Source organism: Rahnella inusitata, from assembly GCF_003263515.1.
GTDB lineage: Bacteria > Pseudomonadota > Gammaproteobacteria > Enterobacterales > Enterobacteriaceae > Rahnella > Rahnella inusitata.
Window position 1 is genome coordinate 21,554 of sequence record NZ_JYDE01000019.1, and the last position, 22,091, is coordinate 43,644.

Here is a 22,091-nt window from a genome sequence, read left to right on the forward strand (position 1 = left end):
TTACTTTTCGGCAGTCGCCCATTATCCGTACCCCTACAAAACAGAGGGCGATACTCTCACATCAGGATGGCTAGTCATGAAAATATCTCTCTTCAAAAGCCTGTATTTCCAGGTGCTTCTGGCAATAACCCTGGGTGTCCTGCTGGGACATTTCTACCCTGACCTCGGTGCGCAAATGAAACCGTTAGGTGACGGTTTTGTTAAATTGATCAAGATGATTATCGCGCCTGTCATCTTCTGTACGGTCGTCACCGGTATCGCCGGCATGGAAAGCATGAAAGCGGTCGGACGTACGGGAGCCATCGCGCTGCTGTATTTCGAAATTGTCAGCACTCTCGCACTGATTATCGGGCTGGTGATCGTCAATATCGTTCAGCCAGGTGCGGGAATGAACGTTGACCCGGCGGCGCTGGATGCTAAAGCGGTCGCAATCTACGCCGAACAGGCTCAAAGCCAGGGCATCATTCCGTTCCTGCTGGATGTCATTCCTTCGAGCGTAATCGGTGCCTTCGCCAGCGGGAATATCCTGCAGGTCTTACTGTTCGCCGTACTGTTTGGCTTTGCGCTGCACCGCCTTGGCCACAAAGGCCAGCTGATTTTCAACGTAATTGACAGTTTCTCGCAGGTCATTTTCGGCATCATTAATATGATCATGCGTCTGGCACCGCTGGGGGCATTCGGCGCGATGGCGTTCACCATCGGCAAATACGGCGTAGGTTCTCTGGTGCAACTCGGCCAGCTGATTCTGTGCTTCTACCTGACCTGCGTGCTGTTCATGGTGGTCGTACTCGGGCTTATCGCGCGCTTCACCGGTTTCAGCATCTTCAAGTTTGTTAACTACATCAAAGAAGAACTGCTGATCGTGCTGGGGACATCTTCTTCTGAGTCGGCGCTGCCACGTATGCTGGATAAAATGGAGCGTCTGGGCTGTAAGAAGTCGGTGGTCGGGCTGGTGATCCCAACGGGATATTCCTTCAATCTCGACGGCACCTCGATTTACCTGACAATGGCGGCGGTCTTTATCGCGCAGGCCACCAATACCCACATGGATATCTGGCATCAGATCACCCTGATTGTGGTATTGCTGCTCTCCTCAAAAGGTGCGGCAGGCGTGACCGGCAGCGGGTTTATCGTTCTGGCGGCGACATTATCGGCAGTGGGGCATTTGCCGGTAGCGGGTCTGGCGCTGATTTTGGGCATCGACCGTTTCATGTCAGAAGCGCGTGCGCTGACCAATCTTGTGGGTAACGGCGTGGCAACTATTGTGGTCGCGAAGTGGTGCGGTCAGCTCGATGAAGGCCAGCTTAAGGCGACGTTGAACGGCCAGAAAGGCCTGACAGAAGCGGAGAAGTCAGCTTCAGGCGCTTAAACCTTTCCAAATAGCGGGTGATATCTGTGCATAAAACCCGCTCAAGGTTCCAAAAAACGCATTTAATTGGCCTCAATCCCCCCTAATATCCACCGTTTACTTGATGTAACCGGTGGATTATCTTCATAATATGCCTCTCAAACACCGCTCACTGCGGTATTTCCCAGAATATTTTCGTCGGGTGCGCGACATTGCGAAAAACCCGCGGTCTAACGAAGAGCCGCAATTTTTCGGCCTTTATTTTACGCATTCAGTTCCTGTGGGCGCGTCTTAAGACACCGGCAGGACAGCACTCTGATAATTAGATTGTCATTACGTAGGGGTTCACATGCAGGGCACCAAAATCCGTTTACTCATTGGTGGATTGCTGCTGGCAGCAGCGGCAAGTCATGTGCAGGCAGAAACATTACAACCCGACCCGGCCTGGCAGCAGGGGAAATTAGATAACGGGTTCACCTGGCAGCTTCTGACCACACCACAACGTCCGAGCGATCGCATTGAATTACGCCTGTTGGTACGCACCGGTTCGCTGGCAGAGTCTGCCCAACAGTCTGGCTACACCCATTTCCTCCCTCGTCTGGCATTAATGCACAGCGAAGGATTCAGCACGGCCCAACTCCAGTCTCTCTGGCAGCAGGGTATCAATCCGCAACGGCCATTACCGCCCGCCGTCAGCTCGTATGATTTCACCCTGTATAACCTGAGCCTGCCGAACAACCGTCCGGATTTGCTGAAAGACGCATTGAACTGGCTGGCGAACACGGCGGGGAAAATCTCGGTGACGCCTGCTTTGGTAAGCGCCGCCCGTCAGGAATCGCAGGATCCGGTGGGGGCATTGCCACAAGATACTCAGGACGCTTTCTGGCGTGCACGTATTACCGGCTCAACGCTGGTGGGACATAACCCTGACCAGTTACCGACTAAACCGGTCAATATCGATGCCCTGATCAAGTTTTATCATCAATGGTATACGCCGGACGTGATGACGTTATTCGTGGTCGGCAACGTCGATGGCCGTACGCTGAATGAACAAATCAACCGTACTTTTTCACCGCTGAAGGGTAGCCGACAGACGCCGCAAACTTTGCCGACGCTCTCTGAGCTGACGACGAAATCTATGACGCTGATGGACGACAACCTGACGCAGGATCGTTTGTCATTAATGTGGGATAGCGCGTGGCAACCGATTCAGGATTCACAGGCGCTGGCTGTTTACTGGCGTAGCGATTTAGCCCGTGAAGCGTTGTTCTGGCATTTACATGAAGTGCTGAAAACCACATTCGAAAGTAAGAAAGACGCCACAACGCCCGCACCGGGATTAGGTTTTGACTGCAACGTTCAGTTCCAGCGCGCTCAGTGCTCTATCCGCATCGAAGCATCGCAGGCCAAACTTCCGGAGCTGTTTAAACGCCTTTCCGAAGAGCTACTGGTGATGCGTGATAAAGGCATCTCACAGGCAGAATTCGATGCGCTGATTGCCCAGAAAAACGATCAGCTGAGCAAACTTTTCGCCACCTACGCTCGCACCGACACCGACGTGCTGATGAGTCAGCGTTTGCGTTCACAGCAGAACGGCGTCGTGGACATTGCTCCGGAGCAGTATCAGCAATTGCGTCAACAGTTCCTTTCCACCCTGACGTTACCGGTGTTAAATCAGGAGCTGAAACAGCAATTGTCACGTGATCCGGCGTTAATTGTCGCGCAGCCGAAAGGCGAACCGGAGGTCAATGCCGGGGAGTTGCGGGCGATATACGATAAGATTATGGCTCCAGCTGAAGCCAGTCCGGCGGTGGAGGCCGCACCGACGGCAGCGGTGCAATAAGGGATTTCCTTATAAATCCCTTTTTAATCTGATCGAGAGTCATTCGGTTTTTCAGCAGCCGTTATCACATGACTTTCTGCGTCGAAACCTGGAAGAGGGGAAAAGCCTTTCCCCTCTGCACTCCCCACGCTTTTCAAACCTGCGCCCTGCTCCGTGTCGCCTTATGCCCGCTTCGGCATAAACTCCACCGGGATGATCGCCCCGCGATGCTGGATCACCGTGCTCGCTGTTTCATGTCCACGCATGGCCGCTTCCACCGCGCTTCCGCCTGTGAGCCTCACCGCGAGATATCCCGCGCTGAAAGAATCTCCGGCAGCGGTGGTATCGACGACTTTCTCTTTCGGCAGTTTCACCGCAGGCACATCATGCAGCTCGCCCTCGGCGCTGGAGACGATGCAGCTGTCAGCGCCTCGCTTCACTACTACTTCACTCACGCCAAGCGCGTGCGTGCGGGCAATCACTTCCTCGTAGGGCTTCTGGCCCCACAGCATGTCTTCGTCGTCGAGCGTCAGGAAGGCGATATCGGTACAGGAAAGCATGGCGTTGTAGGCCGATTGCGTCTGCTCTTTGCTGGCCCACAGACGTGGACGATAGTTATTATCGAAAATCACTTTGCCACCGCGTGAACGGCAGGCTTTCAGCAGGCTCATCAGGCGGTCGCGGCTTTCGTCGTTCAGAATAGCCAGACTGATGCCGCTCAGGTACAGATAATCGAATTGCGCCAGCTTCTGACAGATTTCTTCAGAGTGCGGGCTGTCCAGCCAGTAACGCGCGGCGGCGTCATTGCGCCAGTAGTAAAAAGTGCGCTCGCCAGTCTCATCCGTTTCAATCACGTACAGGCCAGGGAGCTTGTTATCCAGACGCTGGGTCAGATCGGTCTTAACCCCTTCCTTCTGCCACGCCTGCACCATTTCATTGCTGAAACTGTCGGTGCCGAGGGCGGTGACGTAATGCACGTTCAGCGCGTCGGGCGACACCTGACGGGCAATATAAACTGACGTGTTCAGCGTATCGCCACCAAAACCCCGGTTTAAAGCGTCGCCTTTTTGTGACAATTCGATCATGCATTCGCCGATAACGGCAATGTTTTTGCGAGTCATTGTACCTGGCCTATGTCTGAAGCATTAAAACGAAAGAGAAGAAAAGTCCGTCATTATTGCGCTCTAGTCTCTGCATAAGAATGCGGTCAGTCAATAAAATTAAAACGAGGTTTTATTTTTTACGAGGAAGATCGAAAAAAGCGTGCAAGTGAGGTGAAAGTGGAAGCCGCGCGGCTTCCACATCAGACATATAGAAAAGCGCGTTATTTGCTTTCTTTACGCAGTTCCGTCACCGGACGCCCGCCCAGCCCCCAGTTATCCGTGTCGATTTCATCGATGATTACCGTGGTGGTCGCTGGATTTTTGCCCAGTGTATCGACCAGTAATTGGGTCACGCCTGCGATCAGCGCTTTCTTCTGTTCGGCAGTCGCGCCATCGCGGGTGATTTTGATATTGACGTAAGGCATTTTTCTCTCCGAATCGGAACGTGCGGTTAATGGAGTGTTGCAGGGCTTCCAATGTAGAGCCTGCACAAAAGAACTTCCAGCGCCGGTTTACGGTTTTTTGTGCGGAAAAGTCGCAGGGAAATGCGGAGTGATTAAAGTTTCTGCGCGCTGCGCCGATAGATATCTCTACAAAAGAAAGCCAGGAAATCGAACTACTTTGTCGGCACGTCATACATTGTAGTCACGGAAGACATGTTGCCGCATGTCCCTGATTATCTGACTCTTATTCATGACGGCAGAAAAATATGATAACTAAGATGATGTTAGGGCTGATTACGCCTTCTTTTACCGCCCTTGAGCGCGTGAAAGCACAGTCTTACTGGCGTCAATGTCAGAGAGTGTACCGTTTTCAGCCCATTTACCGTACAACTGGAAAATTACTGGGCATTGAATTGCTGACCGGCGTTTTCCATCCAGGAGAACCGCAGAAATTTATTTCGCCTGAGCATTATTTTGTCGCGATAGCGGTAGGTAAACGCCTGCAAATCGTGCAGGAACAGCTCGACCTTTTGCAGCGCTGGCAGCGGTTGTTTATCGATAACGGCCTGCTGGCGTCGATCAACGTCGACGGTCAGGTGCTGGAGATGTTGCAGTCCGAATCATCGCTGCGCGCACAAATCAGCGCGATGCCATATGTACGGTTTGAACTGGTCGAAAGTGCCGAAAATGCGCTGAGTATTCCGCTTTCGCAAATAGAACAGTCTGATCGCCTTTGGCTGGATGATTTTGGCCAGGGTATCGCCAACTTTTCTTCTTTCACGACCTGGCATTATGAGTACATCAAAATTGCCCGCGACCTGTTTATTCTGCTGTGTCAGAGCGAAGAGGGCTCGCGCCTGTTTTATACGCTGGTGACGCTCATGAACCGCTACAGCAAAGGCGTGATTATTGAAGGCGTGGAAACCGCCGCAGAGTGGGCAATGGTGTGCAAATCTGACGCGTTAGCCGCTCAGGGATACTATCTGGCGCGCCCGGCGACGTTTGACGGCCTCGACAACCTGCCAATACATTTCGAAGGATAATGAATCACACCAAACTTAGCTCAGGCAAGTCTCAAAATGCCGGGGGAGTTGCACTGGTGTGATACATTCCCATCAGCTTGATTTTACGTGATTTATACTCACTTCCTCCCTCCGTATGATCCCGTCGCCTCTGTGTCGTTTCAGGCAAGCTATGTCGAATTCAACTATGTTTAAACTCTGGAATTCGTTAACTGTCTGAAAGGAACCCGTTTATGACGCGCACAGGTAAGGTGATCTCGTGGATTGCAGGCGTGATTATCATTCTGCTGGTCGCCATCGTCATTTTCATTGCGATGTTCGACTGGAATCGCCTCAAACCCACTATCAACCAAAAAGTCAGCACCGAGCTTAACCGGACGTTCGCCATCCGTGGCGATCTGGGTGTGGACTGGTCTCGTCAGAAGGATGAGGCAGGCTGGCGCGCGTGGGTGCCGTGGCCGCATATTCACGCCGAAGACATTGTGCTGGGTAACCCTCCCGACGTTCAGGGCGGCGAGAAAGACGCGCAGATGGTGAAGCTTGCCCGCGTCGACGCCAGCATTGCGCCGCTCGCACTGCTGCACAAAGAAGTGCTGATCCCGCGCATCTGGCTGAAACAGCCTGACGCCTCGCTCTTGCGTTTAGCCAACGGCAAAAATAACTGGACGTTCAATCTCGCCAACAGCGACAAGAAAGACCCGGCGCAGCCGCCGTCAGCCTGGTCGTTCACGCTTAACGATATCGTTTTTGATCGCGGACAGATTGATTACAAAGATGCTCAAATGAAAGCCGATTTCCGCGCAGTGATTGACCCGCTGGGCAAACCGCTGCCGTTTACCGAAGTCATGGGCGATAAGAAAGACGCGCCGAAAACTAAAACGCCGCCGTTCGTGTTTGGCTGGAAAGTGGATGGCAAATACAAGGGTGAATCGCTCTCAGGCAGCGGGAAAATCGGCGGCATGTTAGCGCTGAAAGACGCCGATGCGCTGTTCCCGTTGCAGGCTGACGTGCGCTCGGGTAATACCCGCGTGGCCGTCGCCGGAACGCTTCAGGATCCGATGAACCTCGGTGGTCTGGATTTACGTCTGAAATTCTCAGGCCAGACATTGTCTGATTTGTACGGCCTGACCGGTGTCCTGTTACCGCAAACGCCGCCGTATTCTACCGACGGCCATTTATCGGCGACGTTGCACGATAAAAACGGCGCAATTTACCGTTATCAGAACTTCAACGGGGAAATTGGCGACAGTGACATCCACGGCTCCCTGACCTATCAGGCCAGCAAACCGCGGCCAAAACTGACCGGTGAAGTGGTGTCTAAACAGCTGCGCTTTGCCGATCTGGCGCCGCTTATCGGTGCTGATTCCAATAAAGATAAAGCCAAACGCGGTGAGACGACGCGTCAGCCTGCGGACAAAGTCCTGCCGGTGGAAAAATTCGACACGAAAAGCTGGGGGGCGATGGATGCTGACGTGAAGTTCAGCGCGAAACGCATCGAGCATGGCGAATCCCTGCCGCTGAGCGAACTGAGCACGCATCTGAAACTCAATAATGGTGAAATCCTGCTCGATCCGCTGCGTTTTGGCGTCGCGGGCGGAAGCCTCAATTCGACTATTCGTCTGGAAGGGGATAAATCGCCGATGCGTGCGCGTGCCGATCTGCACGCCCGTCATTTAAAACTGAAACAGCTGTTGCCGAAAATGGAGTCGATGGAGCGCAGTCTGGGCGATCTGAACGGCGATGCGACGCTGACCGGCACCGGTAACTCTGTCGCGGCGCTGCTGGGCAGCAGCAACGGTGACATGAAAATCCTGATAAATGACGGCGTCATCAGCCGCAGCCTGATGGAACTGGCCGGGCTGAACGTCGGGAATTATCTGGTCGGGAAGCTGTTCGGCGATGACGAAGTGGCGATCAACTGCGCTGCCGCCAATGTGAATATTAAAAACGGTCTGGTCACGCCGCGTCTGTTCGTATTCGATACCGAGAATGCGGTGATCACTATCACTGGCAGCACCAACATGGCGACCGAGCGGCTGGATCTCACCATCGACCCGGAAAGTAAGGGGTTGCGTGTCCTGACCCTGCGCTCGCCGCTGTACGTGCGCGGCACCTATAAAAATCCGGATGCCGGTGTCAAACCGGGGCCGCTCATTGCCCGTGGCGCCGCCGCTGTCGCGTTAGGCGCTGTCGTGGCACCTGCCGCCGCGCTGCTCGCGCTGATCTCGCCGAGCGATAGCGCAGAAAACCAGTGCGGCCCGATATTGCAGCAGATGAAGGAGAAATAATATTCAGCTCCTCCTCTGTGCAGGGGAGGAGTTTTCATCATTAAGGGAGTGGGTTCAGCACCTTACAGTCATGATCCTGGATTTCTTCGGTTGAAGCGTTGTTCAGTTTCAGCAGGTCGCGTTCGCTGGCGAGCAGCAGAAAATCGCCGCCTTGCAGGCTGACCATCGCCATACCGAAGTGTCCCATCTTTTTATCAGCCTCCGGCACACCTTCGGCCAGAATGCGGAAAGCGCCCCTCTGATTCAGTTCAGCAGGGGTGACTTTGCGTGCCAGATAGGTGTGGCCGAGCAGCTTGTCAGGCAGTTCCTGCCAGTCATATCCCATCGCCGCGCCGTCTTTGATAAGCCGGTTTTTCACCTCTGGCAACAGGCACGAAATATGAATGTGCAGTTGGTTCTGTGAACGCCCGTACTGAGAATTGATTGCCAATGAGACATTGCTGTCATCAATCGGTTTGCCGTACTTTTCCGCCATGTAATGCCGTGCGGCCCACGCCTGACTAAAGAAGTTTGGTGTGGCCGGCTCCAGCAGCGCCGGGCTTTCCATTCCGGTGATGCGCGCTGTGGGCATCAGCAAATATTGCAGCGGGCCGTTCATGTCTTTGAGCACCACAAATCCCTGTTGTTCATCGACCTGCGCACAGGGCGCGGGCTTGCCGTTGCTCTGCTGATTCGGCAGGCATTTTTGGCTGATGATATTCCACAGGGCGTTGGGATTAGAGCTGTGAGGCCAGAAGTACCAGAGGGCGGCGGCAATCACGATAAGCAGGAGCAGGACAGGCAGGATCAATCGTCGTAAGCGCATAAGAAACCTTCGCAGAAGGCACCGTGCCGGGCGCGTACCGGGCACGGTGTCCAGGTCAGTTACAGTGACTGATGGGCCGTTTCTTTGGACAGCAGCAGCGCTATCAAGGTTAGCGTTGCCATAAAGGCCAGATAAACGCCCACATAGAACAACCCGTAATGGGTTGCCAGCCAGGTGGCGATGTACGGCGCAACGGATGCACCCAGTATCGAAGACACATTATAGGAGAAGGACGCGCCGGTATAGCGAACTTCCGTCGGGAACAGCTCCGGCAGCAGCGCGCCCATCGGACCAAATGTCAGGCCCATCACCATGAATCCGCACAGCAGGAAGACCATCACCAGCGCCTGAGAACCGGAACCCAGAATCGCCGGGAAGTTAAGCGCAAAGACAATCATCAGCAGCGTAATGCAGATCATAGTTTTACGACGGCCAAATTTGTCCGCCAGCTGGCCGGCAATCGGCACCATCACACCAAATCCGATCACGCCAATCATCAGCATCAGCAGGAATTCGTTACGCGGAATGCCTAACCCGAGAGGCTGCGCCGCCGTGCCGTAGCCCAGCGAATAAACCGTCATGATGTAGAACAACGTGTAAGTGGCCACCATGATGAAAGTGCCCAGCAGCGTCGCTTTTTTGTATTTAGTGAACAGGGTACCGATCGGCACTTTTACCTGTTTGCCTGCTTTAGCGATTTTGGCGAAAACAGGCGTTTCATGCAGGGACACACGCACATACAGGCCAACCAGTACCAGCACGGCGGAAAGCAGGAACGGCACGCGCCAGCCCCAGGCGATGAACTGTTCGTCGGTCAGCAGCCACGACAGCAGCAGGAACATGCCGTTGGCGAAGAAGAAGCCAATCGGTGCGCCGAGTTGCGGGAAAGAACCGTACAACGCGCGCTTTTTTGGTGGCGCATTTTCTGTCGCGAGCAATGCCGCACCGCCCCATTCGCCGCCGAGGCCCAGACCCTGACCGAAACGCGCCAGTGCCAGCAGCAGCGGGGCGAAGACGCCAATGGTGGCGTAAGTCGGCAGCAGGCCGATGACCACGGTGGAAACGCCCATGGTCAGCAGCGAGGCAACCAGCGTCACTTTACGTCCGACGCGGTCGCCAAAGTGGCCGAACAACGCAGAACCGATCGGGCGTGCGATAAAGGCAATAGCGAAGGTTGCCAGCGACTGAAGCGTCGCGGCGGTCGGGTCGCCCTGCGGGAAGAAAATATGCGGGAACACAATAACGGCGGCGGTCGCGTAGATGTAAAAGTCGAAGAACTCGATGGCCGTACCGATCAGCGATGCCACGATGACTTTGCCGCGGGAGTTCTGACTCACCAGGTGCGCGTCAGCTTCTAATTCAGGAGTGATGGTGGCTTGCATAAGTGTTTCTTATTTGTAATGAGTGAGAGGGAATTAATGTAAATAAATGTATAGCGAAAAGTCATCTTATGCAGAGCGCGGCGGCATTTCAACGCGTCAGGAAGCAGGGGAAAGCGGATTTCAGGCGGGATTGGCCGATTGTTTTATTAACATCTTGTTTCACCAGACATACGTTCGGTGAATAGATGAAATGCAGAATAACTGACAGGGAAATGGCGAAATTAAAGTGCAGCTCTCAGTCAGTTATTCTGGTTTTTGGGGTCAGGATGGTGTGAAATCAGTGGTAATCACTGCCTTCTTATTTCATTTTCAGCATTAACGTCTGCGATATGAATATCATCTGGCACGATGATATGGTCTTGCGTAAATTCGCTGTCGTTTACCGTTGCGGCTTTCTTCTTTGCTGCCCGTTCTTTGCTGTCTGGCATGCGCGGATCATCCTTGTACTGCGCGGTGGCGATCCATGCGGCGACAAACAGCGTCAGGCGGGCGAAGAAATAGAAGAACGCCATCAGGCCGATCACCGAACCAAAAGCGGCACCGGAAGGCGAGGTCGCAAGGCGCGGCAGCGTCATGGTCATCACAAACTTGATAACCTCAAAACCGATTGCCGCCAGCAGCGTCCCGCGGAACAGGGCCTTTTTACGCGGCTTGTGACGCGGCAGCATCCAGAAAATCCACAAGAACAACAGGTAGTTGGCGGCAATCGAAATCACCAGCGCGATGCTGGTCATCACTGGCCTCAGCCATTCAATACCGCCCAGCCCCAGCGCATCCACGATAGTTTTCTGCGCCGAACCGGCAATAGAGGTCAGTGAGAGCGTGATAATCAGCGCCAGCACCAGCCCGGTCAGAGAGATAAAATCACGAAAATAGCGGCGATAAATTTTCTCCTGATCCTGCGGGTTACGCTCCCATATATCGCGGGACTGCGCACGGATCGCTTCACGCAGATTGCCCATCCAGCTGATACCGGAATAAAGCGCAATCAGCAGCCCGGACAAACCTACGGCGGTACGCTGCTCGATAGCCGTATTCACGGTACTTTTCAGCGTGGCCGCCAGATTGGGATCGCTGATACTGTTGACGATTTTATTGATAATCCCGGCCAGCAAATCCGGATTCGAGGCCAGCACGAAACCGACGGCGGCGAATGACACCATCAAAATCGGGATCAGCGACAGGAACGAAAAATAGGTAATTGCCGCGCCAAACTGGCTGCCGAGACGATCGTTAAACCGTTCGGTGGTGCGCAGCAGATGTGCGACCCATCCCCAGGATTTGACGTGCTCAACCAGACGCGAAAATCTGCTGATATTTTTGTCTACCGTGTGATTGCCGGTTTTGATGTTAATCAGCGGCGTCGGTTCTTCCTGCTTTGCCGGCGCGTGTTTTGAAAGGTCTTCTTTTGAAATTAGGGGCATTGATCCATGTTGTCCTTAAAAGTGCATCCGGCCTTAAGTATAGACACCTGTGCGGCGCAGACGAGCCCGCGCAGGCTTAAGCGGTCAGGCAATGAACGTTTGGGTGATTTCCGTCAGCCAGTCCATGAACACTTTCACGCGGCGCGACAGGTTTAGACGGTGGGGATAAACCAGCGTAACCGGCATGGGCGGCGCGCGAAATTGCGGCAAAATGCTCACCAGCTGGCCGCTTGCCAGCGCGTCCTGCGCACCAATCAGCGGCACCTGAATAATCCCCAGCCCGGCCAGACAGGCCGCGACGTAGGTTTCGGTGCTGTTGACCGTCACCGCGCCGCCGCTTTTGATGCTTTTCACCTGCTTGCCGTCGAGGTATTCGAACGTGGACGTGTGGCTGCCGAGCGTTTGCTCATAATGCACCATCGCATGATGAGCCAGCTGGTCGGGGTGATCCGGCGTGCCGTAACGTTGCAGATAACCGGGACTGGCGCAGTTGATTACGCTCAGATGCCCAAGTGGACGGGCGATAAGCCCCGAGTCTTTCAGTGTGCCCGAGCGGATCACGCAGTCGAATCCTTCGCGCACTACGTCCACCCGGTGATCGGTACTGCTCAGCTCGATCTCCAGCGCTGGATAGCGGTTCAGAAATTCCGCCAGACGCGGTAACACCAGATGCGTCGCCATACCGACTGACATATCCACCCGCAGCCGCCCGCTGACGTTCGCCGGGTTCGACTGAAACATCGTCTCCAGCTCATCCATGTTGGCCAGCAACTCCTTGCAGCGCTGATAAAACACCTGCCCGTCCTGCGTCAGCTGCACGCGACGCGTTGAACGATGCAACAGGCGGGCGGACATCCGCGTCTCCAGCTGCTGTACCAGACGAGACACACTGCCCTTCGGTAATCCCAGACTTTCAGCGGCGCGGGTAAAATTACTCAGCTCGGCGACGCGCACGAAAACCTGCATTGACTGTATTTTATCCACATTTTATCCGATTGTTGTTTGGATTGAGACAGTGAAACTCATTATGGACCATTTATCACGCGCGGGTAATCCAATAGGCTGGGTTTCATCCGAGGCAGAAGTGACATAACCCCAATGAGGTCTGAAATGAGTCGTAAAATCGCTATCGTGACCGGCGCAAGCCGTGGTTTAGGTAAGAATGCCGTTGAAAAGCTGGCAAAAAAGGGCGTGGATATCATTTTGACCTACCACAGCCAGCAGGATGCGGCGCAGGCGGTGGTGAAATCGGTGCAAGCGGCGGGCGGGAAGGCGGTGGCTGTCAAACTCGATGCGGGCAACAGCAGCAGCTTTGATGCCTTTGTCGCAGAGGTGAAAGCGCAGTTGCAGGCGGTCTGGCAGCGCGATAACTTCGATTTTCTGGTGAACAATGCCGGTGTCGGGCTGCACGAAGCATTCGCTGAGACCACCGAAGAACAGTTCGATCTGATGATGAACATCCATCTGAAAGGTCCGTTCTTCCTGACGCAAAAATTGCTGCCGATGATGGCTGACGGTGGTCGTATCCTCAACGTATCAAGCGGGCTGGCGCGCTTTGCGCTGCCGGGCTCATCCGCCTACGCCATCATGAAAGGCGCAATCGAAGTGCTGACCCGTTATCAGGCGCGGGAATTAGGCGAGCGCGGCATCACCGCTAACGTGCTGGCACCCGGCGCGATTGCGACGGATTTCAGCGGCGGCATGGTGCGCGATAATCCGCAGGTGAATAAAATGGTGGCGGGTAACACCGCGCTGGGCCGTGTCGGATTGCCGGATGATATCGGCGATATGGTGGCATTGATGCTCAGCGATGAAGCGGGCTGGATGACCGCCCAGCGCGTCGAAGCATCAGGCGGCATGTTTATCTGATGGCAGCGTTAATCGTGCTGGAAACGTTTCGCTTTCATATGCTGTTGTTTTTCCAGTTCGAAAATTGCCCGTTGCAGGTCTCGCTCCTGCGCGGGCGATAAGCGTGGAAACTTAAAGCTCAGACGCTGGGAGCTGACCGTCTCGCCTTTATTGCTCACCGATTTACGCGGCATCGAGCCGATATACTGCAAATCCAGTTTAAACGTACCGAGCTCGGCCAGCTGGATCACGGAATCCTTCAGCACTTCGCCAGAGGTGATTTCCGGCAGCGTGGTGCCCTCAATTTCCAGCCCCAGACCGCCCAGCGAAATGTCTCTCACGCGAAAAGCAAACTCGGTGGCATCGGAGAGTTTGCCGCTGCAACGGTAGTCCGGCAGCCACGGCACATTAACGCGGAAATACTCACGGCGTTGGATGAAATACAGCACTGGCGGAATATCACAGATAAATGTCGGCAGGCCGTCAAACGTCACCTGGCGGACTTTGCTGCACGAGAACTCGACTTTTGCCCCGGTCGGTTCCGCCACAAAGGTCAGCGATTCTGCTTCCATCGCCAGCCCATTCTCGTAATCGGAACTGCCCAGATCGAATAAGAACTGATGGCCGTCGGCGTTCACGTCCAGAATTTTACTGATAAATTGACCACGGGTGTGGGTGATCATGACCAGCGTCTGATTTTTTTTAAGGTCCCGTAAAACGGACAAAATTGCCAGCGTGTTACGCTTAGCAAACGACTCTTTGGGTACTTCGCTCACCTGCCACACCTCTATATGCAGTAATCACAAAATGTTGGCGCAGCCTTTGACGTATAAAGCGCCCACTACGGTTATCGGCCACTCAGAACAAATCTTTATTGGGTTAACTCTGATATTTTCACTGGCTCAAAGTGAAATTCTGCGGTCAGTGGGCGGCTTTGAACCGCCCTGAATTATATATAGGCGATATTTCACCCACCTGAGTATGATTTTTTGCTCCCACCACCAAATAAACCGAATAGAAAGCCGCGCTCAGGTGTTTACCTTTAAACGAACACTGTCGGGGCGGCGCGCTTCTTCAAACCGTCTTCACGGTGTCGTCCTGGTAATCAGCCGAAGTTAACGATCCCTCTCTACAGGACATCAAAATGAAGACAAAAACGATGATTCAGGCGCTGTCAGTGGTTTGTTTCGCGGGCAATATCTTGTTGTTCAGTGCAGGCGCCAGCGCGATGGGCGACGACTCAGATGCGAAGAAAACGCCGGATTGTCCGAAAGGACAAATCTACGACAGCAAAACCAAAAGTTGCATGGTAGATAAAGGCAGTATGATTTCGGATCAGGATAAAACTCAGTACGCCTACCATCTGGCAAAAACAGGCCGATATCAGGAAGCCCTGACGGTGCTGAATACGTTAAAAGATCAGAACACCAAAGAGGCATGGAATTATCGCGGCTATGCGACCCGCAAACTCGGGCGCACCGACGAAGGCATCGGCTATTATCAGAAATCCATCGCCATTGATGCGAATTACGCCAAAGTGCGCGAGTATCTCGGCGAAGCTTATATGATTAAAGGGCGTCCCGATCTCGCCAAAGCGCAGCTGGCAACCATCAAAGGCTTATGCGGCACCGGCTGCGAGGAATATCGCGATCTGAGCGCAGCTATCGACGGCCATCCGGAATCCTGAGTACGGGGAACGATAAATTTCACCGACAGAATTACGTCACGAACTGAGCCAGTGTCTGGCCCGCCTGTGGCGCTACGCGATGGTATTATCGCATAAGCGCGATGTGGCGGACGATCTGGTGCAATCCACCTGCGTGCGGGCGCTGGAGCGCTGCGCGCAGGTGAAGGAGAGCGCCGGGGTCGATCGCTGGCTCTTTTCAATTCTGCACTCCGTTTGGGTCAATGAACTCAGGGCGCAGCACGTTCGCCAGGGACAGGGATTTGTGGATGTGGATGATTTGGATGAACCCGCAGAGACGTTTACCTTTGAGGACAGGCACTGGCATACGCAGGTGATGCAGCGGGTGAAACGCCTGCCTGAAGCCCAGCGCAACGCGGTTTTTCTGGTGTATGTAGAAGGTTTCACCTATCAGGAGGCGGCGATGACGCTGTCAGTGCCGATTGGCACCATCATGAGCCGTCTGGCATCCGCACGGCTGACGCTGGCAAAAAATACCGGAATGTCATCACGACAGGGAGAAAAAAAATGAACCGTGAAATCCTGTCTTCTCCCTTTTCCGATGAAGCCTTAGTGGCATATCTCGATAATCAGCTGAGCGCAAAACAGCGCGCGCAGTTTGAACGACAGCTGGCGCACGACGATGTTCTGGCTGAGCGGCTGGCGCAGATGGCGCGCAGTAGTCTGCCTTTCCACGATGCTTTCGGCGCAATGTTGCAGGATGCGCCAGTCGGCAGGCTTCAGGCCACGCTGGATGCGATCCCGGATGTACCTGCCGCCGCTTCGCGCGGCGTCAGCCGTCGCGCACTGCTTGCCGCATCGGTGAGTTTTCTGGCGGTCGGGCTGCTCGCCGGGCGTTATTCGACCCTGCTGCGTGCCGACATCACCTGGCGCGATCGCGTGGCTGATTACATGTCGCTTTACACCGCGCAGACGCTGGCGGACATCAACGATTCCCCTGAACAGCAGCAGCTCCAGCTGTCGCGGGTGCAGAAATCGCTGGGGATCGTGTTAACACCGGCGGCGCTGAGTGTGCAGGGCGCGGCGCTGAAAAATGCCCGAATGCTGCATTACGATGAATATGACATCGCGCAGATCACCTATCTGGACGCACGTTTCGGCCCGATGGCGCTGTGCATTACCCGTAGCGAAGAGCGCGACGACACGGCGCAGGAGAGTGAAATCCGGCAGAAAATGAACGTCGTTTACTGGAGGCAGTCCGGCTATAACTTCATGCTGATAGGCCACAGTCCGGCGGCGGTTCTGGCGGAACATGCGGCCAGTTTGCAGGCAAAATTAGCCTGAGTGTGTGGCAGATAGTTTCGTCACGGAACTAACTTATGTAATTATTTAAAGTATTAAACTATTTTTAATGCACGTAACGGCAATGTTAAAATGTTTACGAAATCTCGATAATATGAGTAATCGGTAACATTTGTGTGGTTGAATTGTCGTTAGTCACCGCAGTTTTCGTTACTCCTCATTATTGTCCTTTCATACTCTGTGGAAACAATCGCTTGTTTCCCACCGCATCGGGTTGTTGATTTCGTTTATCCAGGGAAATTTGGATAGCTTTCACCTGCAAAACTAAAACTAAACATTCAGAGAAACAGACGTCATGAGAAAGATATTCGCCATGATCCTCTGCCTTAACGTGGTTGCCTTCAGTCAGTCAGCGTTCGCAGAAGATGAGAAGCCCGTCGATGTATTACTGATCGGCGGCGGCATTATGAGCGCGACGCTGGGGACGTACCTTCAGGAATTAGAACCGGACTGGTCAATCAATATGGTTGAGCGTCTGGACGGTGTTGCACTGGAAAGCTCCAATGGCTGGAACAACGCCGGTACCGGTCACTCTGCGCTGGCAGAAATGAACTACACGCCGGAAAAACCCGATGGCAGCATCGATATTTCCAAAGCGGTGGAGATCAACGAATCCTTCCAGATCTCCCGCCAGTTCTGGTCATATCAGGTCGAAAACGGCGTTCTGCACAACCCGCGTTCTTTCATCAACAGCACGCCGCACATGAGTTTTGTGTGGGGTGATGACAACATCAATTTCCTGCGTAAACGTCACGCCGCGCTGCAACAAAGCACGCTGTTCCGTGGCATGGAATACTCTGAAGACCCGGCGCAAATCAAACAGTGGATCCCGCTGGTGATGGAAGGTCGTGACCCGCAACAGAAAGTGGCCGCGACGCGCATTCCAATCGGTACCGACGTGAACTTCGGCGAAATAACCCGCCAGCTGGTGGCTTCTTTGCAGAAGAAACCTAACTTCTCCCTGAGCCTTGGCCATGAAGTCCGTGAAATCAAACGTAACCCGGATAACACCTGGAACGTCACGGTTGCTGATTTGAAAAACGGCGACAAAGAAAGCGTCATCAAAGCCAAATTCGTGTTTATCGGTGCAGGCGGCGCGTCCCTGACCCTGCTGCAAAAATCCGGTATTCCTGAAGCGGATAACTACGGCGGCTTCCCGGTTGGCGGTGAATTCCTGGTGACTGAGAACCCGGACGTCGTGAAACGTCATCTGGCAAAAGTGTACGGTAAAGCGTCCGTTGGCTCGCCGCCGATGTCCGTTCCGCACCTCGACACCCGTATTCTCGATGGTAAACAAGTTCTGCTGTTCGGGCCGTTCGCGACCTTCTCCAGCAAGTTCCTGAAAAACGGTTCCCTGTGGGATCTGTTCGGTAGCGTCAATTTCTCCAACATCATGCCGATGACCCACGTGGGCATCGACAACTTCGATCTGGTGAAATATCTGGTCAGCCAGGTCATGCTCTCCGACGATGACCGTTTCGATGCATTGCGTGAATACTTCCCGGATGCGAAGAAAGAAGACTGGCGTCTGTGGGAAGCGGGTCAGCGCGTGCAGATCATCAAGAAAGATGAGAAAGAAGGCGGCGTGCTGCGTCTGGGCACCGAAGTGGTCAGCTCGAAAGACGGCAGCATCACCGCTCTGCTGGGCGCATCACCGGGCGCTTCTACCGCTGCACCGATCATGCTGCACCTGATGGAAAAAGTGTTCAAAGACAAAGTCGCGACGCCAGAGTGGCAGGCCAAACTGAAGGAAATCATCCCTTCTTACGGCACGCAGCTGAACGGCAACGTGGCCGCAACGGAGAAAGAACTGGGCGACACCAGCCGCGTTCTGATGCTGGATAATCCACAGCCAAAACCGGTCGAACCGGCACCGGCGGCGGATAACTCTTCAGCACCGAAGCAAGGCCAGGAGCAGAAACAAGTGGCTGACGTCGCTCTGTAATCTGAATCTTAAAGCCGTTATCAGGAAGGCGCGGGAGACCGCGCCTTTTTAACAATCTTCTCCAATTTCTTCCTCCCTCAAATCCGATTTAGCACGAATTGCGCGTTCTTTGTACGCCACAAATCTGTCAAAAACATCGTCATAAATCCCCGAAAACCCTGTCGGATTGCGGCCTGCGCGCAAGTCAGACGTTCTCATCTCCTCTTTTTTTGAAAGGTTAAATCCTTTTTTAAATTATGTAGTGATAATGTTATATTCGTTGCCATCATTTGAAAAAATGAAGATTCAGTAACGTTCCCGCGTGTTTTTTTGCTAATTTCTTGTTCGATTGTGATAACAGAAGTCATAACAAATCGTCATAACGAAACAGAACTGAACATTTAGAGAAACAGACGTCATGAGAAAGATACTTGGTATGCTTCTCAACCGTGACTCACTGGGTGCCAGCGAGCCTGCGGCCGCAGAAGACGAAAAATCCGTTGATGTATTGCTGGTCGGCGGCGGAATTATGAGTGCTACGCTCGGGACCTATCTTCAGGAACTCGAGCCGGACTGGTCGATCCATATGATCGAACGCATGGACGGCGTGGCGCAGGAAAGCTCGAACGGCTGGAATAACGCCGGGACAGGCCATTCCGCGCTGGCAGAAATGAACTACACCCCGGTGATGCAGGACGGCTCCGTCGATATCACCAAAGCCGTGGCGATCAACGAAGCCTTTCAGGTTTCCCGTCAGTTTATGGCGTATCAGGTGCAAAAAGGTGTGCTGAATAATCCACGCTCGTTCATTAACAGCGTGCCGCACATGAGCTTTGTCTGGGGCGATGAAAATATCGATTTCCTGCGCAAACGTTTTGCTGCCCTGCAGGAAAGTACGTTGTTCCGTGGGATGGAATATTCGGAAGATCCGGAACAAATCAAACAGTGGATCCCGGCGGTAATGGATGGCCGTGATCCGGCGCAAAAAGTGGCGGCAACCCGCACCACGGCAGGCACCGACGTGAACTTCGGCGAAGTAACGCGTCAGCTGGTGGAAGCCCTGCAGAAAAAATCCAATTTCACGCTGGCGAATGGCCAGGAAGTGCGCGACATCCAGCGCAATCCGGACAGAAGCTGGCGCGTGACCATCACCGATCTCAAACACAGTCACAAACATCACGTCGTGAACGCGAAATTTGTGTTCATCGGTGCCGGTGGTGCGTCGCTGACCCTGTTACAAAAATCCGGTATTCCGGAAGCGCGTGACTACGGCGGTTTCCCGGTCGGCGGTGAATTCCTGGTGACTGAGAATCAGGACGTGGTGAGACGTCATCTGGCGAAGGTGTACGGCAAGGCCGCCGTGGGCGCCCCGCCGATGTCCGTTCCGCATCTCGACACCCGTATCATCGACGGTAAACAGGTTCTGCTGTTCGGGCCGTTCGCGACCTTCTCCAGCAAATTCCTCAAAAACGGTTCCCTGTGGGATCTGTTCGGGAGCGTCAACAGCTCGAACTTACTGCCAATGACGCACGTCGGCATGGGTAACTTCGACCTGGTGAAATATCTGGTCGGGCAGGTGATGCTCAGTGATAACGACCGTCATGCAGCGCTGAAGGAATTCTTCCCGCAGGCCGAGCAAAAAGACTGGAAACGCTGGGTGGCGGGGCAGCGCGTGCAGGTCATCAAAAAAGATGGCAAACACGGTGGCGTATTGCGTCTGGGCACTGAAGTGGTCAGTGCGAAAGATGGCAGCATCGCCGCCTTGCTGGGCGCCTCTCCGGGCGCGTCCACTGCTGCGCCAATCATGATGAAGCTGCTGGAAACCGTGTTTAAAGAGAAAGCCGCCAGCCCGCAATGGCAGGCCAAATTCCGGGAGATCATCCCGTCGTATGGCACAAAACTGAACGGCAATGTGGAAGCAACCGAGAAAGAGCTGCTGGAAACCAGCCGTATTCTGCAACTCGAGACGCCTTCCATGAAGACGACGCCGGTCGCCGAGGTGGTTCAGCTGCGTCCGCTCGATGCACAGGCGCAGGAAGAAACCAATCTGCCAGCGGATATCGCGCTGTAATTCCTTAACCGAAAAACAAAAAAACCGCCTGTTAACCTCAGGCGGTTTTTTTTATGCCTTTATTTTCCTCATGCGCCGGAAAGGGATTTTGCGATATTCGCCTCCTTTATGCGGGCCATCTCGTTTTGCGATTCCAGTACAATTCTCGCCAAAGGGGTGTCTTCGTGATAACGCGTTTGTGCATCCAGCCCTTTAGAATATTTATTGTATTTCCACCCTGCATAACCGAGGAACAGCACCAGCCCGCCGACGTTATAAAACACAATGGTTAAAATGCTGGCGCCGGTCGGGAATGTTGAGGCGATAAATCCGACGGTAAAAATCACAATCAGTGTACTGACGATGGTGATCCCCTGCTTTCTAGAGCCCATTTTAAAATCGCGTTCAACGTTGTCATATTTCAGCCGCAGATTCAGATACGCCAGCATAATAAACAGCGGTGGCAACATGGATGCCGCGGCTGTCATATTGATCAGCGTATTCATTAATTCCTGCACGCTGTTTGAGCCCAGGGTCGGAATTAACATCAGCGGGATGACGATAAGAAACTGGATCCACGCCGCGCGCGTCGGCACGCCGTGTTTATTCAGACGGATGGTTTTCTCCCCAAAAATCCCCTTAGGAATTTCAGTAAAGAAGATTTTGACCGGCGCGGCCGTCCACATCAGCAGTGAACCAAACATCGCGGTAAATGAAACGACGCCGACGAAGCGGTTCATCATTACCGCCGGTAAACCAAAGTGTGCCGATAATCCTTCGAATACCTGCACCGTGCCGCCGGTGAAATGCAGCGCAGACTGCGCTACGAATACGTTGATCAGTAGTGACGCGATGGAGTAAAGCACGCCGATCACCAGCCCGGAAATGATGATGACTTTGACGAATGCGCGGCTGCCGCCCTTGACGTCATTGACGTATACCGCGACCGATTCCGCACCGCCTGCCGCCTGAAATATCCACGCGATAATGCCTAAGAATGCCCAGTTAAAATGCGGCGTCATGGCGTCGACATTGATCGGATTCGCCGGCTCGACACCGCCAATTAATGCCGCGCCCGCCAGCACGATATAAGAAAACGTCAGCAGCAACATTAATGTGGAGGTAACCGACGTCATCGGGCCGAGTAATTTCGCACCGCTGTTGGAAATAAGCGTGGAAAAAGCGAACAAACAGATGCTGATGATGGCGGTGGTGACCGGTGTGAAAATATAGTCATGCCCTAAAAATGCGTACGAGGCATAAGCAATAACGCGCGGAAGCAGCGCCGTGAAGAAAAATAAATTCACGAACCAGTAAGTGTACGCCGTCATAAATGCCCAGCGACCGCCGAGCGCACTTTTTACCCAGGCGTAAACGCCGGCTTCCGAGTTTTTATTCAGCGAGACAAATTCGGCGATGATCAGACAAAACGGAATGAAATACAGCACAGTCGCCACCAGAAAGACCGGCGCGGAGGCGATGCCCAGCTGAATATTATTATTGATGACATTATTAAAGCTAAAAACGGCGGCAAACGTCATGGATAACAATCCAAATTTACCGATCGTATTGCGACTGGACCCGGCCATAGTGAATCTCCAACTGCGATATTTGTAGGGTGAGTT

General features: G+C 53.7%; 18 protein-coding genes. 10 read left to right on the plus strand and 8 right to left on the minus strand.

What is annotated here, in order from left to right; translation table 11 throughout:
- Window positions 1-76 precede the first annotated feature (76 nt).
- Both TU92_RS11965 and TU92_RS11970 read left to right on the plus strand, forming a co-directional pair.
- Window positions 77-1,369 (plus strand): dicarboxylate/amino acid:cation symporter, encoded by a 1,293-nt coding sequence (locus TU92_RS11965; RefSeq protein ID WP_112167448.1) that lies wholly within the window; start codon window positions 77-79, stop codon window positions 1,367-1,369.
- A gap of 328 nt (window positions 1,370-1,697) precedes the next feature.
- Complete coding sequence (locus tag TU92_RS11970; protein ID WP_112167449.1) at window positions 1,698-3,191, plus strand: M16 family metallopeptidase; 1,494 nt, start codon at window positions 1,698-1,700, stop codon at window positions 3,189-3,191.
- A gap of 161 nt (window positions 3,192-3,352) precedes the next feature.
- Here the strand turns inward: TU92_RS11970 and kdgK are convergent, their stop codons facing one another.
- Together kdgK and TU92_RS11980 are read right to left on the minus strand one after the other, a co-directional pair.
- On the minus strand, window positions 3,353-4,291 hold the full coding sequence (gene kdgK / locus TU92_RS11975; protein WP_112167450.1) for a 2-dehydro-3-deoxygluconokinase: 939 nt from the start codon (window positions 4,289-4,291) through the stop codon (window positions 3,353-3,355).
- Between the two features lie 203 nt (window positions 4,292-4,494).
- Window positions 4,495-4,698: a 2-hydroxymuconate tautomerase family protein gene (locus tag TU92_RS11980; protein ID WP_112167451.1), complete on the minus strand. Its 204-nt coding sequence runs from the start codon at window positions 4,696-4,698 to the stop codon at window positions 4,495-4,497.
- A 284-nt stretch (window positions 4,699-4,982) separates the two neighbouring features.
- Between TU92_RS11980 and pdeH the strand changes: the two genes are divergently transcribed.
- Complete coding sequence (pdeH, locus tag TU92_RS11985) at window positions 4,983-5,759, plus strand: cyclic-guanylate-specific phosphodiesterase (protein ID WP_112167452.1); 777 nt, start codon at window positions 4,983-4,985, stop codon at window positions 5,757-5,759.
- A 212-nt stretch (window positions 5,760-5,971) separates the two neighbouring features.
- Window positions 5,972-8,026, plus strand: a complete 2,055-nt coding sequence (locus TU92_RS11990; protein ID WP_112167453.1) for an AsmA family protein — start codon at window positions 5,972-5,974, stop codon at window positions 8,024-8,026.
- Window positions 8,027-8,066: 40 nt separating this feature from the next.
- Here the strand turns inward: TU92_RS11990 and TU92_RS11995 are convergent, their stop codons facing one another.
- The 4 genes from TU92_RS11995 to TU92_RS12010 all read right to left on the minus strand — a co-directional run bounded on the left by TU92_RS11995 (window position 8,067) and on the right by TU92_RS12010 (window position 12,621).
- Window positions 8,067-8,831 carry a CDP-diacylglycerol diphosphatase gene (locus tag TU92_RS11995; RefSeq protein WP_112167454.1) on the minus strand — a complete coding sequence of 255 codons (765 nt, stop codon included), beginning with the start codon at window positions 8,829-8,831 and terminating at the stop codon, window positions 8,067-8,069.
- Window positions 8,832-8,890: 59 nt separating this feature from the next.
- Complete coding sequence (locus TU92_RS12000; RefSeq protein ID WP_112167455.1) at window positions 8,891-10,213, minus strand: MFS transporter; 1,323 nt, start codon at window positions 10,211-10,213, stop codon at window positions 8,891-8,893.
- A gap of 287 nt (window positions 10,214-10,500) precedes the next feature.
- On the minus strand, window positions 10,501-11,637 hold the full coding sequence (gene yhjD / locus TU92_RS12005; protein ID WP_112167456.1) for an inner membrane protein YhjD: 1,137 nt from the start codon (window positions 11,635-11,637) through the stop codon (window positions 10,501-10,503).
- 84 nt (window positions 11,638-11,721) lie between these two features.
- Window positions 11,722-12,621 carry a LysR family transcriptional regulator gene (locus TU92_RS12010; RefSeq protein ID WP_167457489.1) on the minus strand — a complete coding sequence of 300 codons (900 nt, stop codon included), beginning with the start codon at window positions 12,619-12,621 and terminating at the stop codon, window positions 11,722-11,724.
- A gap of 126 nt (window positions 12,622-12,747) precedes the next feature.
- On the opposite strand from TU92_RS12010, the gene TU92_RS12015 reads away from it, so the two are divergent.
- Entirely contained in the window at window positions 12,748-13,506 is a 759-nt protein-coding gene (locus TU92_RS12015; RefSeq protein WP_112167458.1) for an SDR family NAD(P)-dependent oxidoreductase, read from the plus strand.
- A gap of 8 nt (window positions 13,507-13,514) precedes the next feature.
- Here the strand turns inward: TU92_RS12015 and TU92_RS12020 are convergent, their stop codons facing one another.
- The gene (locus TU92_RS12020) at window positions 13,515-14,261 is read right to left on the minus strand and encodes a flagellar brake protein (RefSeq protein ID WP_112167615.1); all 747 of its coding nucleotides are present in this window, start codon (window positions 14,259-14,261) and stop codon (window positions 13,515-13,517) included.
- Window positions 14,262-14,629: 368 nt separating this feature from the next.
- On the opposite strand from TU92_RS12020, the gene TU92_RS12025 reads away from it, so the two are divergent.
- From TU92_RS12025 to mqo (TU92_RS12045), 5 genes are all read left to right on the plus strand, one after another.
- Complete coding sequence (locus tag TU92_RS12025; protein WP_112167459.1) at window positions 14,630-15,172, plus strand: tetratricopeptide repeat protein; 543 nt, start codon at window positions 14,630-14,632, stop codon at window positions 15,170-15,172.
- Between the two features lie 43 nt (window positions 15,173-15,215).
- The gene (locus tag TU92_RS12030; RefSeq protein WP_338053241.1) at window positions 15,216-15,701 is read left to right on the plus strand and encodes a sigma-70 family RNA polymerase sigma factor; all 486 of its coding nucleotides are present in this window, start codon (window positions 15,216-15,218) and stop codon (window positions 15,699-15,701) included.
- Window positions 15,698-16,474, plus strand: coding sequence for an anti-sigma factor family protein (locus TU92_RS12035; RefSeq protein WP_112167461.1), 777 nt, complete (start codon window positions 15,698-15,700; stop codon window positions 16,472-16,474). Before TU92_RS12030 ends, TU92_RS12035 begins: the two co-directional genes overlap by 4 nt.
- 313 nt (window positions 16,475-16,787) lie before the next feature.
- A complete protein-coding gene (gene mqo, locus TU92_RS12040; RefSeq protein WP_112167462.1) occupies window positions 16,788-18,437 on the plus strand; it encodes a malate dehydrogenase (quinone) in 1,650 nt (549 codons plus the stop codon).
- A gap of 397 nt (window positions 18,438-18,834) precedes the next feature.
- A complete protein-coding gene (gene mqo, locus TU92_RS12045; protein WP_112167463.1) occupies window positions 18,835-20,487 on the plus strand; it encodes a malate dehydrogenase (quinone) in 1,653 nt (550 codons plus the stop codon).
- 68 nt (window positions 20,488-20,555) lie between these two features.
- Here the strand turns inward: mqo (TU92_RS12045) and TU92_RS12050 are convergent, their stop codons facing one another.
- Window positions 20,556-22,055 (minus strand): amino acid permease, encoded by a 1,500-nt coding sequence (locus tag TU92_RS12050; protein ID WP_112167464.1) that lies wholly within the window; start codon window positions 22,053-22,055, stop codon window positions 20,556-20,558.
- Between the last annotated feature and the right edge of the window lie 36 nt (window positions 22,056-22,091).

Excerpts from the sequence above, each read along its gene's own strand:
- TU92_RS11965 (WP_112167448.1), top strand. The coding sequence starts at position 77 with ATGAAAATATCTCTCTTCAAAAGCCTGTATTTCCAGGTGCTTCTGGCA.
- TU92_RS11970 (WP_112167449.1), top strand. The coding sequence starts at position 1,698 with ATGCAGGGCACCAAAATCCGTTTACTCATTGGTGGATTGCTGCTGGCA.
- kdgK (WP_112167450.1), bottom strand. The coding sequence starts at position 4,291 with ATGACTCGCAAAAACATTGCCGTTATCGGCGAATGCATGATCGAATTG.
- TU92_RS11980 (WP_112167451.1), bottom strand. The coding sequence starts at position 4,698 with ATGCCTTACGTCAATATCAAAATCACCCGCGATGGCGCGACTGCCGAA.
- pdeH (WP_112167452.1), top strand. The coding sequence starts at position 4,983 with ATGATAACTAAGATGATGTTAGGGCTGATTACGCCTTCTTTTACCGCC.
- TU92_RS11990 (WP_112167453.1), top strand. The coding sequence starts at position 5,972 with ATGACGCGCACAGGTAAGGTGATCTCGTGGATTGCAGGCGTGATTATC.
- TU92_RS11995 (WP_112167454.1), bottom strand. The coding sequence starts at position 8,831 with ATGCGCTTACGACGATTGATCCTGCCTGTCCTGCTCCTGCTTATCGTG.
- TU92_RS12000 (WP_112167455.1), bottom strand. The coding sequence starts at position 10,213 with ATGCAAGCCACCATCACTCCTGAATTAGAAGCTGACGCGCACCTGGTG.
- yhjD (WP_112167456.1), bottom strand. The coding sequence starts at position 11,637 with ATGCCCCTAATTTCAAAAGAAGACCTTTCAAAACACGCGCCGGCAAAG.
- TU92_RS12015 (WP_112167458.1), top strand. The coding sequence starts at position 12,748 with ATGAGTCGTAAAATCGCTATCGTGACCGGCGCAAGCCGTGGTTTAGGT.
- TU92_RS12025 (WP_112167459.1), top strand. The coding sequence starts at position 14,630 with ATGAAGACAAAAACGATGATTCAGGCGCTGTCAGTGGTTTGTTTCGCG.
- TU92_RS12035 (WP_112167461.1), top strand. The coding sequence starts at position 15,698 with ATGAACCGTGAAATCCTGTCTTCTCCCTTTTCCGATGAAGCCTTAGTG.
- mqo (WP_112167462.1), top strand. The coding sequence starts at position 16,788 with ATGAGAAAGATATTCGCCATGATCCTCTGCCTTAACGTGGTTGCCTTC.
- mqo (WP_112167463.1), top strand. The coding sequence starts at position 18,835 with ATGAGAAAGATACTTGGTATGCTTCTCAACCGTGACTCACTGGGTGCC.
- TU92_RS12050 (WP_112167464.1), bottom strand. The coding sequence starts at position 22,055 with ATGGCCGGGTCCAGTCGCAATACGATCGGTAAATTTGGATTGTTATCC.